Origin of the sequence: Nocardioides segetis (assembly GCF_051390595.1) — a bacterium.
Lineage (GTDB): Bacteria > Actinomycetota > Actinomycetes > Propionibacteriales > Nocardioidaceae > Nocardioides.
In genome coordinates, this window is the sequence record NZ_JBNINR010000002.1 from 554,791 (window position 1) to 572,922 (window position 18,132).

Below are 18,132 nucleotides of genomic sequence, written 5' to 3' on the forward strand. Positions count from 1 at the left end.
CGACCCGCCTGATCCCACCCAAAAGACGTCGACACCCCCAACACATCGGAATCCATCCCCGCCGCAAACCCCGCAGCGTTGCAGCCTGCGGTGACGGTTGAGAGGGGCAAAGGAGCCGCTATGGGAGCCGGACCTGGCCAGGTGATCGGTGCTTCCGATAGCTGTGAAGGCCGGAATCGCAGCTACCCGCCAAGCGCCGCCTGCACCCGTTCGCGGACTGCACATAGCCAGGTCTTCATCGTGAATCCGTCGGCCTCCGGCAGATACCCGCTGCCGATCTCGCCGATAAGCAGTGCACTCAGGCTATCGTCCGACGACGTGGTTCCGATCAGTTGATCGACCTCATGTGGAAGTTGGCGAGCGACGGGCTCGTGGGCGACAAAGTCATCGATCGCCGCCCAGGCGTTCGAATAGTCGTCGGGCCAGTCGAGCATCAAGTAGCCCTGGGCGAGGAGTTGGAGTGCGGGGTAGATCATGGTGTCGGGAACGCTGTCTGGATTCGATAGCCGACGGACATACTTGAGTCTCGCACAAGGACGGCTCGGACTCCGGTGACATTGGAGACGGAGGTCGAACCGCACTGGGTTTCGTTCGCTTGATCAGTCAGGATGGGAACGATGGCCAGGTATACGAACGAGATGCGTGAGCGGGCAGTGCGGATGGTTGCCGAGGTCCGCCCGGAGCACCCGCACGAGACGGCTGCGTTGCGGCACGTCGCGGGACTGTTGGGGATGAACACCGAGACCCTGCGGTTGTGGGTCCACCGGGCCCAGGTCGATGCCGGCGTTCGTCCGGGGACGACCTCGGAGGATGCAGAGGAGATCAAGCAACTCAAGCGTGAGGTCGCCGAGCTGCGTCGGGCGAACGAGATCTTGAAGTCCGCGTCAGTGTTTTTCGCCAAGGAGCTCGACCGCCCCACGACGAGATGATCCGCTACATCGACGAGCACAAGGATCAGTTCGGGGTCGAGGCCATCTGCCGGGTGTTGCGCCCGGCAGTTCGTGGGTTCATCACCTCACGCGGGTACCGGGCCGCGAAGACCAGAGCGCCGTCGGCACGGTCGTTGAAGGACGAGCTGCTGGTCCCGGAGATCGTCCGGCTGCACGCCGAGAACTACGGCGTCTACGGGGTGCGGAAGATGCACGCACTGATGCGCCGTCAGGGCTGGGAGATCGGTCGTGATCAAACCGCGAGGCTGATGGAGATCGCCGACGTTCGCGGGGTGAAGCGGTCGAAGAAGGTGTTCACCACCAGACCGGATCCGGCGGCGGTGAAGCCGGCCGATCTGGTCCAGCACAGGTTCACCGCGCCAGCGCCGCGGCGCTTGTGGGTTGCGGACATCACTTACGTCGCGACGTGGTCGGGGTTCGCCTACGTGGCGTTCGTGACCGACGTCTACTCCCGGCGGATCGTGGGCTGGAACGTCGCTGCGACGTTGAAGGCCGACATCCTCCCCTTGCAGGCACTCGACATGGCCGCCTGGGACGCCAGGCGGGAGGGCGCCGCCGACCTGAGGGGGCTGGTCCACCACGCCGACCACGGGTCGAACTACCTCTCGATCGTCTACACCGACCGGATCGGCGACCTCGGAGCGAAGCCGTCGACCGGGACCGTCGGCGACTCCTTCGATAACGCCCTCGCGGAGGCGGTCAATGGGCTCTACAAGACCGAGCTGATCCGACGTCGCGGGGCCGTGGCGCACGATCGAACAGGTCGAGCTCGCCACGCTGGAGTACGTGTGGTGGTGGAACAACCAACGCCTTCACGGGGAGCTCGACATGAGGACCCCGCTCGAAGTCGAGGCGGCGTACTACGCTGCCCAAGAATCATCCCGGCCGGCACTCGCTGGCCACGGGAACGCATAGGAACGAAATCCAGTGCGATTCACTGCTGAGACACTCAACGAGCATTGCCGTCGCCAATCGGGGATCCAACTGTCACGGCTCGCGCGGGACTGGAATGTGTTCGCGCATGTCATGTCATCAGACCGAGCATTAGCGGAACATTGTTGAAGAACGCTCGCCTAGCTGGATCTTCTTCATCAGCCGCGAGTCGCGCAACCCTGCTGACGAAGTCGGCCAGGTCAGTCGCGTCCATCCGCTGCAACTCTGCAGCGATCGACTCCAACCCTGCTACCGCCACGTCAGGATTGACCTCGGATTCATCTGAGTTCTCCAGGAGCATCACAGCGGCGAGGATGCTCCTCACCAACGGGTCCGGGTTCATCAGGGTGCCTGCCTTATGACAATCGTAGAGATCTTTGCGTAGTCCATGAACCGATTCGCGGCAGCTACCGCCTGCGGTGTTGGAAGCTCCCAAACGGCCTGGTAGCCGTTGTAGGCTGCGACCGCTGCTTGCCGCTGTGCCTGTGCGACCGCCTTCGCGCTGAACACGGGGTTCAACTTTCGATCTATGATCTCAGAACCTCTGACGCCATCAAAGCGTGCGGTGACCATGCTTCCGTCCACACCCGGCATCTCCAACTGCGGAGCCATACCACGACCTGTGGCCGGGTTGGAACGGGCACCAGGGGCACCCGACTGGTGGCCGTACGCCCGCTCAGACATCGAGGGGCGCCCCGCTCGTAGGTCTCCACCTTCGTCAACCCACTTGACACCGCCATCGACGTCGTTGCTAGTGGCCAGGATCCGATCGAATTGCTTCGGAAGCTTCAGCACGTCGCCGAGGGGTGCGAATCCGACCATCGCGGCGCCGAACTGCCAGGACAACACCCCGTCTTCCTTCACTGTTCGCCCGGCGTCATAACTGTCGCATCCGAGGCCGAAGAATGGAACGAATGAGCAGGCCGCCAGCATGCTTTCCTTGACGGCGTTGGGGTACTTCGGCTCGGAGGGCTTGTCTCCGTGGCCAGCCACGTATCCGCAGGGGCTTCCATCGCTCGGACACCACATCGGTGCACGCTTCTGATCCGCGTCCCACGCGTCCTGCTCACGTACGACGCGCTCCTTGTGGGCGGCCTGTTCTTTCGCCGCACCTGTCGGGCTGCATGAACCAGGGTTCGAGACACAGGGCGACACGTCGTTGCCCCAGCCGTCGACGGCACCGTGGCCGTCGGGGTCGATCAGGTTGATCGGGTTGCCGTTGACGTAGGTGTAGGTGTTCGACGTCAACGGGTCGACACTGACACTCAGATCGGTGGCCGAGGACGACACCCGATACGAGTCCGGCGTGGTGAACGCCGCCTTGCCCGGGTCATAGGTCCGGACCCCGAGCTGGTAGTTCCCCGTCGACCCGTCCCGCACCTGACCCCGGTACCAGACCGCATTCCCCGTGACCTCCGCAGCCGGGCTGTCGGTCTTGCACACCCCGTTCCCATCACCCCGCGACGCCGGGTCGGGATGACTCGACGGGCCCGAAGGTGCCGCATCCACCGGCGTCCCGAACGGGTCATAACGCACCGCACACGCCAACGCGTGAGCACCGCTGCCGGTGGTGAACGACGTGACCGCGGTGACATCACCCCGACCGTCGGTATCCAGGAACGCCGTACTCCCACCCGTGCTCGCCCCACCCGGACCAGACTGCGCATACGCCGTCTGCGCACCACCAGGATCGAGCTGGTACAACACACTCGGCCCGTCGTTGTCACCATTGACCGCACCGACCTGCCCCACCAGGCTCGTCGACAACCCGTCGAACACACTGCGCGTCGCCCGGTTCGCAGCCGGCTTCGCCGCCGACGACACCGTCACGATCCGCTGCCGGTCCAACCCGTCATAGTCATAGGTCGTGGTCCGCCCATTGCTGCCACAGTCCGTCGAACCGCTGGCCACCTGCTTCTCGACCCGGTCGAACGCGTCATACGAATAGGTATTGCAACCATCCGCGGTCAACAACCCGAACCCGTTGTACGCATGGACCCGATCAGGCTTGCCAGGCCTCTCGACCTTCGCCACCGAGTTGTCCCAGTTGTACGACGTCTCCGACGCCAACACACCGTCGACCGTGACCGAGGTCCGGTTGCTGTTCTTGTCCCACGTGTACGACGTCTCCTGCGCCGTGCCCCCACCCGCGGTGACCTGGTGATCCCACGACAGCAACTGCTCGCTGGGCGCATACGTGTACTCGTTGACATAGCCACCCGTACCCGACCCAGCGTCACTGGTCACGATCTGCTTGGTGACATTGCGGTTCTTGTCGTACAGGTACTCGTACTTCCCCACCACCACATCAGCACCAGAGATCCGAGCCGTGGTCTTCGCACCCGCCAACGCATTGTTCGGATGCCACGACCACTCCGCCCGATGCAGACCCGAACCCGTCGTCGTCGACGCACTCCTCAACCGACCGGCCTGATCCCAGCCATAAGCCGTCACCACCCCACCCGCCGAACCGGGATCGAGGACCTGCGAAGCCATCCCCGCCGGCAACCCCGCATCGTTGTACCGATACGACGTCGTCAACGTCTCATCACCCGTGACCCCAGCCGCACCCGTGCGGTCGGTGCGGACCGTGACCGCCCCGGCACCGTTGTAGGCGTAGGTGTTGGTGTTTCCGACGTTCCCGCCGCCACCAGCACCCACACCGGACTCCGCGACCCGCCGCTGCGACCCGTCGAGGTAGTAGCCGACATTGATCGTGATCCCGCTCGACTCGTCCTTGATCTGAGCCGGACCACCATGCTGCGCATACGTCGTGGTGATCGACTTCGTCGGCGTCTCGGTCGACGCACGCTCACGCCCCTCCTGCGAGCTCAACCGACCGTTCGCGCCGTAGTTCAACTTCACGAAACCAGCACCCGAGTACTTCGGATAGCCCGGCACACACGCCGTCGGCACGTCCGACTCACACCGCGCGGTCTGCGTGACCGTCTTCATCCCCGCCGGCGCATAGTCGTAGCGCACCGACCGATACACCGTCACCGGCACCTCAGGAGCCGTCGGCTCGGTCAACCCCACCGGCGTATGCGTCGCCGCCAGCAGATTGTCCTTCGTGAACTCGTTGCGCACCGGCGGCCGGTCATGACGCACCGCCTCGGGCTGCCACACCTCGATCGCGTTCCCGACCTTGTCGTAGCCATACCTCGTCTTCGCCGTACCCTGACCACCACCCGGCCCCGGAGCCTCGATCTGAGCCAACAGGTTGTCACTCGTCCACACCTGCGCCGTGGTCTTCCCCTCCGGATTGACCGTCGAGACCAGATTCCCCGCCCCGTCATAGACGAACTGCGTCCTCTCGTCCTGCGACGGCAACGGCCCCTCGTCACCATCCGGGTCATAGGCCTGACCCTCGGTCTCCTTCACCAGACCATCCGCGAAGTACGACGTCCGCGTCACACTCCCCTTCGCATCCGTCGACGACACCAACCGACCCACACCGTCATACACATTCGTCGCCGCGACCACCCGGCCACCGGACGCCGGGTCGGGCCCATCGACCTCCTGCACCAGACCGTCGTCGGTGTAGGTGTAGTCGAGATAGCCCTCATCCCCCGCACTCGCCCCGCCACTCGAGCTCGGCAGCCACGCCCGCGCGACATTGCCCACCGGGTCGTAGACCGTCCGCGTATGGCACACACCCACCTGCGCGCCATACGCCGACGGCAACGCCGCACCCGACCCCGACAACCCCGTCAGCGCCAGGTCCAACACCCGCCCCGTGGCACACTGCGTGACCTGCTGGTCGACGCTCCCGCCACCGTCGTTGCCCGAACCGACCGAGGCGGTCGGGCTCCCCGACGCGTTGTCGTACCGCGGGCTGTACGCCGCCACCGGCCGACCGTCGAGGTCGTAGTCCAACCGTCGAGCCGTGTTCAGATTCGGCGCCGACAACGACGCGACATCACTGAACGCCTGCGGCGGCAGCATCGCCACCACCCGACCATCCGCGTCGTACGCCGTGCGGGTGCGGGTGTTCTCGAAGCCGTTCGCGTCCGGCGCCGCATACGCGCTGGCATCGAGCGCCGGATCGGCCTGCACCGTCTGCGCACCCTCGATCGTGTCGACCGGACGGTTCGCGGCGTCATAGGAGACCGCCGTGATCATGTCCCCACGCGTCACCTCGACGCCGGCAGGCGCGTTCGTCACGTCCTCGCCATCGATGCGGATATAGCCCTCCGCACCGTTGCCGCCGTTCCTGTTGCTGACCGCGGTGCCGCCGGTGCCACCCGTCACGTCGAGCACCGTCGGTGAGGCGAGCTCGATGGTGGGCGCGGCCAGCCAGATCCCGCCGCCCGCGCCGCCACCGGCACCGGCGGACTGGCCCGTCCCCGAACCGCCGTCGGCCCCGGACGCATCGATGGTGCCGTTGACGACGATCCGGCCGGCCGTCAGACGGAGATAGCCACCGCCGTTGCCGCCGGTGCCGCCGGCACCGGTGAGGGCCTTGCCTCCCCCACCGCCACCGCCGCCGGAGCCCAGGAGGTAGTCCACGCCCACCGTGGCGAAGTCCGGGGTGCCCGAGGCCAGGCCGGGCAGGCCGGGACCGCTGCCACCGGTACCGGCAGCGCCACCGTCGGTCTTGTGACCGCCACCGCCACCTCCGGACGGCGACAGGCCGAGCAGACCGCCCCGGCCGCCCTTGCCTCCGTTGCCGGGGTTGGGATTCGCGGCGTCGCCGGCGTGGCCGTTGCCGCCGCTGCCGGCGGCGCCGCCCTGGTAGCCCTTGCCGGCGACGGTGATCGAGCAGGTGGCGCAGACCGTCACGGTGCCGCTGGCGTAGAAGAGGAGCCCGTTGGCCGCGGCCGACGTCACGTAGGCGCCGTTCTGAAGGGTCACGTCGCGGTACTGCGCACCGTCGGGGATCTGGAACGGGTTGCCCGCGCCGTGTGCGATGCCGTCCGTCGACTCCGAGGGCGTGGTGCCGTCGACGACGAGATGACCGTCGGCCCCCGACCCGGTGTTGATCGACCCGGGCGCCAGCACGGCGGTGACGTTGCCGTTGGGGTCGTAGCGCCACCTGGTCGTGTTCGTCTTCGTCCCGCGTCGCGGCACCTCCATCGACGTACGCCGGCCCTGCCAGTCGTACGCCGTCGTAGTGCGGTTGCCGTTGGGGTCGGTGACGGCGGTCGTGTTGCCGTCCGCGTCGTAGTCGTAGCCGGTCGCCAGCTCCTCCGGGCTCCCGCCGCCGGCGCGGTACCGGACCTCCTTCGTGGTGTTGCCGGCCGAGTCGTACGCGAAGTGGGTGGCGTGGACCGCCGTGCCGGCGCACCCGGCCGCCGTGTTCGGCGTCGAGCCGACCTCTGCCGCCACGAACTGTCGCGGTGAGCAGGCGTCGAGGACCCGTCCCTCGCGGTCGTAGTTCCAGCGCGACGTGAGCATCTCGCTGCCGCCCTCGGTGCGCGGCGCGTCGACCCGCCGCTGGCGGCCCGCGGCGTCGGAGTGGGTCGTGGTGACCTGACCGTTGGCATCGGTCGTGGTGAGCACACGGCCGACGCCGTCGTAGGTCGTCGACGTCACGCAGATCCGATGGCCGTTCTGCGCACTGGTCCAGTCCGCCGCAGCGGCGGTGCCCGTGCAGGCTCCGGGTGCGACGGCCGCCGGGGTCCGAGTCACCTGGCTGGTGAGCTGCCGGTTCAGCGCATCGAAGGTCGCCCGCGCGGCGACGCCCCGCGCGTCGATCGTCTTGACCGGGTTGCCGAACGCGTCGTACGTCGTCCGGGCGACGGTGCCCGGCGAGCGGTGCTGTGCCCCTGTCGACGTCACCGGGCGGCCGGCGGCGTCGTATCCCGTCATCCGGTCGTAGGCGGAGGTCAGGACGTCGTTGCCACGACCGGAGCGGACGCGACGCGGCTGACCGAGGCGGTCCATCGTGGTCGTGACCAGGTTGCCGGTCGCGTCGCGGCTGCCCTGCACGCCCCAGAGCGCGGACCGGTAGGGCGAGATGTCGATCCCGGCCGGTGCGGGGGTCGCGGTGGTGGCCGGGTTGGTGTCGTCGGCCCGCTGGTTGTTCGCGGTCGATCCCCAGACCCGGATCCGGCCGGCGTGGTCGGCTGTCGCGATCGTCGCCCAGCCGCCGGCGAGCGCGACCTGCCCGGTGAGGCTCGGGACCTGGGTCGGGGTCGGCAGCGTGGCCGCGGCCGAGCCACCGCCCGACTGCCCGGCGTTGTTGATGCCCCAGACCCGGACCGTGCCGTCGCGCAGGAGCGCGATCGCGCTCTTGTTGGCGCCGACGACCTGGCGGACCGGGCCGGCGGCCGTGCCAGGACCGAGTGTCGTGACCTTGACCGGGCTGGTGCGCTGCGTGGTGGTGCCGTCGCCGAGCTCTCCGGACGCGTTGCCGCCGAATGCCCACACGGTGCCGTCGCGCCCGATGGCGTAGGACGAGCCGAAGCCACTGGACACCTGGCGGATCCCGGCATCCTTCAGCGACGTCACCTGGGTCGGCGTGGTCCGTCCCGCCGTATCGCCCAGACCGAGCTGACCGGTGCTGTTCGCACCCCAGGCCCAGGTGGTGCCGTCCGTCTTCACGGCCAGCGAGCTGAGGTTGCCACCGGCCATGGTCGAGACGTCGTCGAGGACCTTGACCGGCGTGCCGACGGAGGCGGTGGAGCCGTTGCCGATCTGCCCGGAGCCGTTGGCGCCCCAGGCCCACAGTCCGCCCTCGGAGTCGAGCGCGAGCAGATGGCAGCCGCCGGCGGCGATCGAGATGATGTCGGGCGGCAGTCCGGTGCGCCGCTCGGGCCGGGACACGCCGCCACCGGCCGCGCCGGCGCCGGTCGTCCAGACCTCGCCGCCGCCGGTGAGGTAGGCCGTGGCCGCGCAGCCGGAGGACGTGCCCGTCGCGGTCTGCACGACCTGGACCGCGTTCGTCATCGGATCGGCACGGACCGCGGTCTTCCGGTTCGTCGTGCTGCCATCGCCCAGCTCACCGCTCGCGTTGGTGCCCGCGCCGGTGACGGTGCCGTCGGGGGCGATGGCGACGAGGGCGGTGTTGGAGACGCTGAGCGCGTCGGAGGTCACCGGGTTGGCGGAGACGGAGTCGACGAAGCGCGTCGTGGGCGGCGCGGTCGCGTCGGCCCACGCTGCCGTCAGGTCCTTGCCCTTCGCCGCGTTGCGGTCCCAGGTGCGGGCGACATTGCCTGCGACGTCGTAGGCGTAGACGATCTTCTCGCCGTCGGGGTCGACGACCGCCTTGAGCCAGCCGCCGGCGGACACGGATCCCGACAGGTCGCACGCCTTGCGTGCCTCGCCGGTGCAGGTCGTCACCACCGGGTAGTAGCGGTACTCGGTCGCCGGCTTGAGAGACCCGGCGCTCGAGGCCGAGTTCGCCTTCGGCGTACGCATCAGGGTGCGCTGGCCCAGATCGTTGTACTCGTAGGTCGTGCAGGAGGAGGCGTACGACGGCGACGGGGTCGGCGCCGTCGGGCTGCCGACGGGCAGGTTGCTCGTCGGCGAGGCGCACACGCCCCGCGAGACGCCCTCGGCGGCGGGCGTGTCGACCTCGCACACCAGGCCGGTGTTGCCGCGCACGGCCGTGCCGCACACCGACGATCCGGCGACCTTGTTGGTCGAGCTGAGCACGCCGTCGCCGGGCAGGTCCCGGCGGATGGAGGTGAGGTACTCGCCCCACTTGCCGGCGTTGGCCGACTCGTTGCCCCGCGGTGAGAGCTCCTGGATCTCGTCGACGACCGCGTAGAGCGTGTCCGCCTTGACCCGGGTCGCCCCGCGGGCCGCGCTGTAGTGCGCCTCGATCCGCGCCCCCGACAGCGTGGTCGGGTAGACCGCCACCTCGTCGAGGGTGGACCCCGCGTTGACGGAGTAGCCGAGGGTGCCGGCGGACAGGTCGGTGGAGAACGAACCGGCCAACGTGTCAGAGTAGGTGACCGTGGGTGCCTGCTGGCCGTCGATCCAGATCTGCACCCCGGAGGCGGACCCGGAGCCGTTGTAGCGGTACACGACGTGGTGCCACTCATCATCGGCGACCGAGGTCGGGGTGTAGACGACCAAGGACTCGCCGGCGAGCAGGTTGGAGTAGAGCGCGACGAACGGCAGCCCGCCGGCGACCCGGCCGACGCTGGCGTACGCCGTGGACGACGCACCCCACTGGAAGGCGTACTCGGCGCCGGTGTTCGCGGTCTTCATCCAGGTCTCGACCGTGAAGTCGGAGCCCGATGCCGAGGTCCCGTGGGCGAAGCCGTTGAACGGGGACACCAGCCCGGTCCAGCCCGCGACCCGTTCGCCGACGGCGGCGTTGCCGTGCACCGCACCCGGCGCGCCGTAGGTGATGCCGGGGCCGTACACCCCGTGCTTGGTCCCGGTCTGGCTGGTCATCGTCGTCCCGCTGGCCTCGTCGAGCCGCCAATAGGCCATCGGGTTGTCCTGCATCACCGCCTGGCGGTAGGTGCCTCCGCCGGCGCTCGACTCGACCTCGCCCTCGCCGACGACGTGGTTGTTGAAGGCGCGTTGCCCGGTCCCCGCGTCGAAGTACTGCTCGTGGCTGCCCCACGTGGTGATCGCGGAGTTGGCGTCCGTCCACGGCTGACTGGCGTCGAGCAGCACGCGTTCGCGCAGTCGCTGGCCGAAGTCGCCGTACAGGTAGTCGGTCGCATGGTCGTGCACGGCGACTCCCGACACGGTCCCGGTGCCCACTTCACCCGGCACGAACGGCTCCTCGGTCGGCTCCGCACGCCGGATGACCTGGCACAGGTTGTGGTTCATCGTGACGGTCGGCTGGGAGCACGAGGCGATGCCGGCGCCGTCGGCGGCGTCCCCCATCCCGTCCCAGAAGTAGCCCGTCTGCGCCGCGTACAGGCCGCTTCCGGGGTCGTTCGGGTTGGTCCCGCCGGTGGTGCCCTCGGCGATCTGCCCGACACGTCCCCACCTGTCGATGTCGCTGTAGCGGATCCGGTGACAGGTCGTGCCGCAGGAAGCGAGGTCGTCGGGCGCCGCCATGTCGGCCGTCGCGAGGTAGGTCCCGGGGTTCTCCCGACTGGTCGAGTCGGTCCAGGTGTACTTCGTGGCGAGACCGTGGGCGTCGCCACCGCTCGCATTGGCGCGGCGGTCCTTGACCATCGCGATACGGTCCGGACCCGCGGGTGCCTCGACGTAGGAGAAGGTGGTCTTCTCGCCGTTGGCGTCGGTGACCGAGCAGAGCTGACCGGACGTGATCGTGCCACCCACCGAGCCGGCGCACGGGTTGCCGGCCGAGGCGTAGGTGTAGGCGGAGGACGGCCGCGCTCCCGCGGTCGTGGTGTACGGGTTGCCTGGCTCCCATACCTCACGCAGCAACGGCAGGGTGAGATCCCGGGAAACGACGTACGTCGTCACCCGGCCGGCGGTGTCCTTCACCTCGACGAGCCGGTTCGTCGACAGGGGGGTCTTGTCGTAGTTGATCGTCACCTTGGGGCACGCGGCACCGGTCTCGCACGACGACGTCACGATCTCGGTCGGGCCGTACTGGAAGCTCGGGTCGTAGACGAGCTGCTGGCCGGCGGGATCGGTGACCCGGACCAGGTCGCCGCCCTGGTTGAAGTCGTAGCGCATCCGGTTGGGATGGATCAGGGACCAGCCCAACGTCAGCTCGCCGCTCTGGGCGGGCGTGGTGCAGTTGTTGGAGCCCATCCCGATGTAGCGGAACAGGAACATGTTGGATCCCGGAGGGCCGGTGTAGGCCTTGTCGAGACAGAGGTTGGTGTAGGCGAGGCCTTCGACGATCGAGGACAGGGCGTACGGCAGGGTCGCCGGGTTCAGCAGACCGAGGATCGAGTCCAGCAGTCCTTGCTGACCGGTGAGGTCGATGGGGAGGCTGAGGTTGCCGATCGATGCCCCCAGCGACCGGAGCTTGAAGACGTGCCGGGTGCCGTCGCGGTCGACGTAGGTCATCGACAGCGGCCGCTTCACGTTCTGCAGGTTGGGCAGCTTGAGGCCGGCGATGCCGAAGCCGGTGGCCGTGGGACCGGTGCCGCCGACGTCGAACTGCCAGCCGGCACCGATCGGCCCGCCGGCGGACATCAGGTCCTGGGAGTTGTAGACCCGGCCGAGCCCGATGGCGAGTTGGCCGGGAGCCTGCACCGGCTCGGTGTCGTACTGCTTGACGACGAGGTTGCCGTTGGCGACGTTGACGCTGGCACTGCCGCCACCGCCGAGGTCGGTGGTGTCGTAGGTCCACCAGTCCTCGAGCCCCAGCCCGCCGCCGCAGACGGTGATCGGCTTGGCGACCGGCGCCGACCCGCCCAGGAGCGAGGAGGCGATCGCGGGGATGTCGATGAGATGGCAGCCCTTCGGCCCACCGGTGACGGCGGCCAGGAACTCACCGACCCGCAGTCCCGCTGGCGGGATCTGGATGTTCCCGATCGTGGCCGTCAGGTTCTCCACCAGCCCACAGACCGCCGTGACGCCGGAGCCGCAGGAACCGATCGTGCTGAGGCTCCCGCTCGCTCCCCATCGGAAGTCGGTGCCGGCGGCCAGCACGTCCTCCTGGAGCGCCGAGACGACGGAGACCTGGTCGCTCGCGTCGATGCTGTCGACGCCCGCGTTCGCGGCCGTGATCTGGATCCGGATCGTGTCACCGGTCCAGATGCTGTCGCCGGGGCGCGACGGGTCCGAAGCCCGCTCGACGTCGATGCCGAGGACGGGGAGCGCGGCGTTGTAGCTCCAGGTCTCGTCGAGGTACGACGCGCCGCCGGCGTGCCCGCCGTACTGCACGACCTGGCCGCCGGGCCCGGACGCGAGGGCCGACCCCGCACGGCCCGTCGGTGCGGCGATGCCCACCGCCTGGGACCAGTCCGCTCCCGTCCACGCCCAGGTGTCGCCGCGCAGCACCAGGCTGCTGCCGCTGTAGTCGGCGCCGCCGAACATCACCACGGCGCCCAGGGCGGGGTCGAACGTCATGGCGTGGCTGGCGCGCGCCGGCGGGACGTGGGTGGGCGACTGCGACGTCCACGACGACGCCCCCGTGCCGAGGGTCCAGGTGTCGCCCAGGATCGAGCACGCCGTGGCGCAGGGCGGCGTCGCGCCACCGAAGAGCACGAGCTGGCTCGTCGACGCCGAGTAGGCGAGCCGGTGGTCCATCCGGGCCGGCGGCGCCCCGGGCGCCCCGGCGGCCTGGATCTGGGTCCATGCCCAGCCGGACCCGGGGTTCTTCAGCTGCCAGGTGTCGTTGACCACCGTGGTCGTCGACGTCTGCCCGCCGAAGACCGCGAAGGCCTCGCGGACGTTGTCGTAGGCCATCGACGCGCCGGTGCGCGCCGACGGCGGAGTGCCGGTCGTGGAGACCGACGCCCAGGTCGTGCCGTCCCAGGCCCACACCTCGTTGACGGGGGTGGCGCTCGCGGTCTGGCCGCCGAACATGACGACCTGCTGACCCACCGGGTCCCAGGCCATCGTCGCGCGGGTCCTGGCCGTCGGGCTCGTGGCCGGCGTCCGCTGGGTCCACGTGACACCGTCCCAGGTCCAGGTCTGGTCGCTGTAGCCGCCGGCGGTCAGGGTGCCGCCGAAGAGCACCACCTGGTCGCGCGCCTCGTCGTACGCCATCGCGGGATAGGTCAGTGCGGGCGGTCGGGTCGCGTTGGCCGCCTGCACCCAGTTCGGGGACAGGTACTCCCCCGCCGGCGGCACGGCCGCCGCCGCTGCCCTCCGAGACGACGACGCCGGCACCAGCCGCGATCGACTCACAGCGGGCACCGGCGTCAGGACGCGGTCGAGCTCGGCCGGGGAGCCGCGGGCGGCGGCGGGCCGGACGCGGCCGGCGGCCTGGCCCACCACCGTGTCATCGGTCCGCCCGCCACCGGACGCGCCCTCGGTCGGTGTCGGGGTGGGAGCGTCCTCGTCGGGCTGATCGTTCGTGGGCGGCTGCTCGGCGCCCGGGTCCTCGGTCGGCGCGTCCGTCGGCGCATCGGTGGGGGTCTCGGTCGCGGACCCCTCCGTCCGGTCGCCCTTCGTGTCCGGCGCGGGCGCGGGCGCCGCAACCGCGTCCGCCGCCAAAGCCAGGGGCGGCGCGTCCACCAGGTCCTCGGCCTGCCCCGTCTCCGAGGAGGTGCAGACCTCCTCGGCGTCGGCGAGGCCGGCCAGCACCTCGGACAGCGCGCCCTTGGCGGCGTCCTGTCCCCGGGCCGGCTCCGGCGCGGCGCACTGCTCCTTCGCCTGCGCCGGCTTGATCTCGTCGCGGCCCGGGCCGTTGTCGACCGGCGCCTCCGGCTCGCCCAGGTCGACGCCCTTGGTGCCCGCCGGGCGCTTCATCGGATCGATCGGATCGGCCTTGGTGTCGACGCGTTTGCCGGCGACGTCGAACGGCGTCCACGGCTCCTCCCGATCGGCCGTGACCGCGACGACGGCGACCACCGAGGTGACCAGTACCGCCGCGACGACCAGCGCCACCAGCCCGCTGCGTCGGCGCGCCCAGCGCATCGCAGCATCGATCGGACGGGCCGTTCTGTGCTCTGCCATGCCCCACCTCCGGGAACGCTGAGGTGTTGATCACACGTCACGGTCCACGGGATGGCCATAGCTCATCGGAGCTATTTTTTACGGGCCTCGCCAAGACCAGGGTCCCGGATCCAGGGGCCCCAGGCGGTCAGCCGGACAGGCCGAGAACCCCTCGGGTCCCCCTGTCCACCTCGCTCATGAGGTGGTCGGGCACCCTGCCCACGGGACGGGTGTCGAGATCGCGGCGATCGACGGTCGCGAGGGCCGTCACGTTGGCGACCGAGTCCTTCGGCAGGCCGGTGGCCGGCGCGGGGAGGAAGACGTTGCCGGGCATGGTGGCCAGTGCGGTGTTCGAGGTCAGCGCCATCACGATCGTGGTGGCGAGCCGGCTCCGGTTGTAGTCGTCGGACTGGATCACCAGCACCGGGCGTCGCTTGGCCGGGGCACTGCCGGACGGGTCCGCGAAGTCGCACCAGTGCACGTCGCCACGGTTCACCACGCGTCCTCCAGCCCGGCCGCCCACCGGGCTCCCGCCTCCACGGCGAACCTGGTTGAGCCGTCGGCGTTGACCTGGTCGACCACCGCGTCGATGGCGGCAGTGACGTCGCGGGACTCCAGTTCGTCTGCATACCTGCTGGCTGCCGCCGCGTAGAACTGGGAGCGGTTCATCCCATGCCGCGCGGCCACCCGTTCCGCACGCGCGAAGACGTCGTCGGGCACTGAGATGGCGGTCTTCACCCTGCCAGTATAACGCGGTATGACCGTCATGCGGGCACGCCTGCGATCGCGTCGAGCACGCCCGCGATCGCACGCGTGAGGGCGCCGTCACCGGTCTCCACGAGCAGGCGGCCCGCGACGAGGGCGCGATCGACGGCGGCCTGGTCGTCGGGCAGGAAGTGCACGTCGAGAGGGGCACCGAACCCGGCGAGCATCGCGACGACGTCGGCCTCGCGCCAGCCGAGCGTCGGACGCATCCGGTTGACCACGACGCGCACGCGCGGCTCCGGCAGCAGCTCGTGCACCTCGGTGAGCGCGCGGGCCAGGCGGGCCAGGCCGACCGGGTCGGCGGCGCCGACGAGGACCAGCTCGTCGGCGATCTCGACCGCCTCCCGGGTCAGGCCGTTGCGCTCGGGGCGTCCGGTGACCTCACCGAGGTCGGGCTCGAGGCTGAATCCCGTGTCCAGCACGACCTGTCCGTCCTGACGGGCGCGCTCGACGATCGCCGTGAGCGTGCCGGGGCGCAGCTCCGCCCAGCGATCCGGGCGGGGCAGACCGGTCAGCACACGGAGCTGGTCGGACAGGCGGCGCTGGGCGGTGGCGAAGCGCTCCCCCAGGGTGCCCGCACCGACCAGTCGCGCCGCGGCGAGCAGGCCCGACACCTCGTCGAGGATCCCCAGCTGCTGCGCGACCGCGCCGCCGTGGGGATCGGCGTCGACCAGGAGGGTGGTCAGGCCACGCCGGGCCAGCTCACCGGCGAGGCCACTGGCCACGGTCGTGCGGCCGGGCGCGCCACCGGCGCCCCACACCGTGAGCACCCGGCCCGCCGGTCCCCCGACCGGGCGCGATGGCGCCGTGTCGGGGACGGGCCGCGCGTCGTACGGCGACGGCGGTTCGCTCGCATCGGCGGGAAGCCGGACGATCAGGTCGGCCAGCTCCGCCGCGCGGTCGGCGGGGACCACCGTGGCGATGCCGATCCGAGCCGCACGGGGCTGGGTGAGCTCGGGGTCCGTCGCCACCCCGACCACGCGGACGCCGTGCCGGTCCAGGTCGTCGACCGCGCTCTGGTCGAGTCCCGGGACGTCGGCCGCCACGACGGCGACATCGGCCTCGCCGGCGTGCGCTGCCGCGAGCAGGTCGGCGACGTCGACACAGCGCCGGAGCAGCACCGTGCCCGCGTGCTCGTTGAGCGCGGTCAGCGCCCTCGACTCCCAGGCCGCGCCCGAGGACACCAGCAGGACGACGATCACCCGCGGCATGGGCGCCTCACGATCGCTGGAGGATCCGGATGACCGGGTCCTGCAGGCCGCCGAGCAGGCGTTCGAACTCCGCAGCCCCCTCGTCGTCGACGGCCACCACGAGCTGCCGGGCACCGGTGACCGCGAAGGTGTCGTCGTACGCCGGAGCGGCCACGACCGTCACGCCGCTCAGCGCCGGGCCGGTGTCGTCGCGACGTTCCGAACCGACACCCCGACCGGCGCCGTGAGCGGCGTCGGGACCGGCACGGGGCTCGGCTCCGCGACCGGAGCCCGAGCCGTCGGTCAGCCAGACATCGACGACGGAGCCGGTCGTGACGTCCGGTGGCACGCGATGGGGATCGACCTCGATCGGCACACGCAGCACCGCCTCCTTCTCGGCGGCGCCGACGGCCGAGCGGGCCAGGAGCTCACCCTCGCCGACCGCGCGGACCAGGACCAGGCCGTCGGGCACCGGCTCGTCCGCCGCGAAGTAGCGCTCGAGCATGGCGTCGTCGGCGAAGCGCACCCGTTGCACGGCGAGCTCGTCGGCCGCGACCGGGGAGCCGGCGCCGCGGTGCCCCGTCATCGCCCACACCGTCACCGTGTCGTCGGCGGCGGCGAGCAGCCGAGCCCCGACGACGACCGAGCCCACCACGAGCAGGACGCCGAACCACAGCCTGGGGTCACGCCAGGCCGGACGGACCACCCGCTGGGCGAGTGGTGGCGCAGGCGTGCCCGTCGAACTCCCGAGATCCCGAGTCACCGGGTCATCATGCCGGGCACTGCCGCGAACGTCACCCCTTCTTCCACAGGCACGCAGTGCCGCTGACGTCGTCGGTCGGCCCCGGATGCGACGATGGCCCCATGCCCGACAGCCAGGACGGACCCCGCTTCCTGACGCTCGCCGACGTCGCCGAGATGCTCAGCACCTCGAGTGCGCAGGTCTACGCGCTGGTCCGGCGCGGCGAGCTGCCGGCGATCAAGATCGGCGGCCGGGGCCAGTGGCGGGTCGAGCGCAGTCGGCTGGAGGAGTACATCGCCCAGCAGTACCGCCAGACGGAGCGGTACGTCGCCGAACACCCCTTCGAGGACAGCGAGACGGAGGCCGAGACTCCACCGCGAGGCCTGTGACCCGGCCGTCCCCGCGTCGCCCGACGGATGGGTTCCGCGTCACCAGCGTGGCGGAACCGGGCTTGACTTCGAACATATGTTCGATAGGATGAGCGCATGACTTCTCCGGGAGCGCTCGACACGGCCACGGCCGTGGCCGAGCGCGCCCGGGACCTCGCCGGCGGCGACTGGGACTCGCTGTCCGGACCCGACGCGGTCGCCGGCGTGGAGGCGATCACCACCGCACGAGCGCTCCTCGATGCGGCACTGCTGCGCGGCATCGCCCGACTCGACGCGACCGACGTCGTGCGCGAACTCGGATGGGCCTCGACCAAGGACTATCTGACCCACCTCACCGGCGGCCACAAGGGCACCGGCGGCGGACTGGTCCGCGCGGTCGAGCAACTCCGCGACCTCCCCGAGGTCCAGACCGCCCTCGAGTCCGGCCGGGTCACCCTGCCCCAGGCCCGCGCGATCGCGACGAAGGTGCACACCCTGCCCCGGGTTCCGCAGTTCCGGACCGCCGTCGCCGCCAGAATGCTCGACCTCGTCGAGGCCCACCACCACGACGCATCCGATCTGCAGACCGCGTTCGGCGACGTGGTCCGCGACCTCGACCCCGACGCACAGATCGTCGACGCGGACAAGGAACGCGCCAAGGCCGAACGCGGTGCCCACCACGCCCGCCACCTCCGCTTCGCCGAGGACGGCCGCGGCGGGGTCAAGGTCACCGGCTACGGCAC

Annotated in this window: 9 protein-coding genes and 1 pseudogene; 3 read left to right on the forward strand and 7 right to left on the reverse strand. The window is 70.2% G+C overall.

What is annotated here, in order from left to right; genetic code table 11:
- Positions 1-182: 182 nt before the first annotated feature.
- Positions 183-476, reverse strand: a complete 294-nt coding sequence (locus tag ACPZVR_RS06310; RefSeq protein WP_436698718.1) for a contact-dependent growth inhibition system immunity protein — start codon at positions 474-476, stop codon at positions 183-185.
- A gap of 132 nt (positions 477-608) precedes the next feature.
- Between ACPZVR_RS06310 and ACPZVR_RS06315 the strand changes: the two are divergent.
- Positions 609-1,865, forward strand: a pseudogene (locus ACPZVR_RS06315) (IS3 family transposase).
- 109 nt (positions 1,866-1,974) lie between these two features.
- Here ACPZVR_RS06315 and ACPZVR_RS06320 read toward each other — a convergent pair.
- The 6 genes from ACPZVR_RS06320 to ACPZVR_RS06345 form a co-directional block, all read right to left on the reverse strand.
- A complete protein-coding gene (locus ACPZVR_RS06320) occupies positions 1,975-2,187 on the reverse strand; it encodes a hypothetical protein (RefSeq protein ID WP_436698719.1) in 213 nt (70 codons plus the stop codon).
- Between the two features lie 38 nt (positions 2,188-2,225).
- Positions 2,226-14,345, reverse strand: coding sequence for a Kelch repeat-containing protein (locus ACPZVR_RS06325; protein ID WP_436698720.1), 12,120 nt, complete (start codon positions 14,343-14,345; stop codon positions 2,226-2,228).
- Positions 14,346-14,472: 127 nt separating this feature from the next.
- Positions 14,473-14,820, reverse strand: coding sequence for a type II toxin-antitoxin system PemK/MazF family toxin (locus ACPZVR_RS06330; protein ID WP_436698721.1), 348 nt, complete (start codon positions 14,818-14,820; stop codon positions 14,473-14,475).
- Positions 14,817-15,062 carry a hypothetical protein gene (locus ACPZVR_RS06335; protein WP_436698722.1) on the reverse strand — a complete coding sequence of 82 codons (246 nt, stop codon included), beginning with the start codon at positions 15,060-15,062 and terminating at the stop codon, positions 14,817-14,819. Before ACPZVR_RS06335 ends, ACPZVR_RS06330 begins: the two co-directional genes overlap by 4 nt.
- Positions 15,063-15,088: 26 nt before the next feature.
- A complete protein-coding gene (locus ACPZVR_RS06340; RefSeq protein ID WP_436698723.1) occupies positions 15,089-16,300 on the reverse strand; it encodes a CpaE/TadZ family protein in 1,212 nt (403 codons plus the stop codon).
- A gap of 7 nt (positions 16,301-16,307) precedes the next feature.
- A complete protein-coding gene (locus tag ACPZVR_RS06345; protein WP_436698724.1) occupies positions 16,308-17,042 on the reverse strand; it encodes a hypothetical protein in 735 nt (244 codons plus the stop codon).
- A 101-nt stretch (positions 17,043-17,143) separates the two neighbouring features.
- Here ACPZVR_RS06345 and ACPZVR_RS06350 point away from each other — a divergent pair, with 101 nt between their 5' ends.
- Together ACPZVR_RS06350 and ACPZVR_RS06355 are read left to right on the forward strand one after the other, a co-directional pair.
- Entirely contained in the window at positions 17,144-17,410 is a 267-nt protein-coding gene (locus ACPZVR_RS06350) for a helix-turn-helix domain-containing protein (RefSeq protein ID WP_436698725.1), read from the forward strand.
- A gap of 96 nt (positions 17,411-17,506) precedes the next feature.
- Positions 17,507-18,132: DUF222 domain-containing protein (locus ACPZVR_RS06355; protein WP_436698726.1), on the forward strand; the 626-nt coding region annotated here is incomplete at its 3' end.

What these genes read in the sequence shown, in the direction of transcription:
- ACPZVR_RS06350 (WP_436698725.1), top strand. Translation starts at nt 17,144, where the DNA reads ATGCCCGACAGCCAGGACGGACCCCGCTTCCTGACGCTCGCCGACGTC.
- ACPZVR_RS06325 (WP_436698720.1), bottom strand. Translation starts at nt 14,345, where the DNA reads ATGGCAGAGCACAGAACGGCCCGTCCGATCGATGCTGCGATGCGCTGG.
- ACPZVR_RS06340 (WP_436698723.1), bottom strand. Translation starts at nt 16,300, where the DNA reads ATGCCGCGGGTGATCGTCGTCCTGCTGGTGTCCTCGGGCGCGGCCTGG.
- ACPZVR_RS06310 (WP_436698718.1), bottom strand. Translation starts at nt 476, where the DNA reads ATGATCTACCCCGCACTCCAACTCCTCGCCCAGGGCTACTTGATGCTC.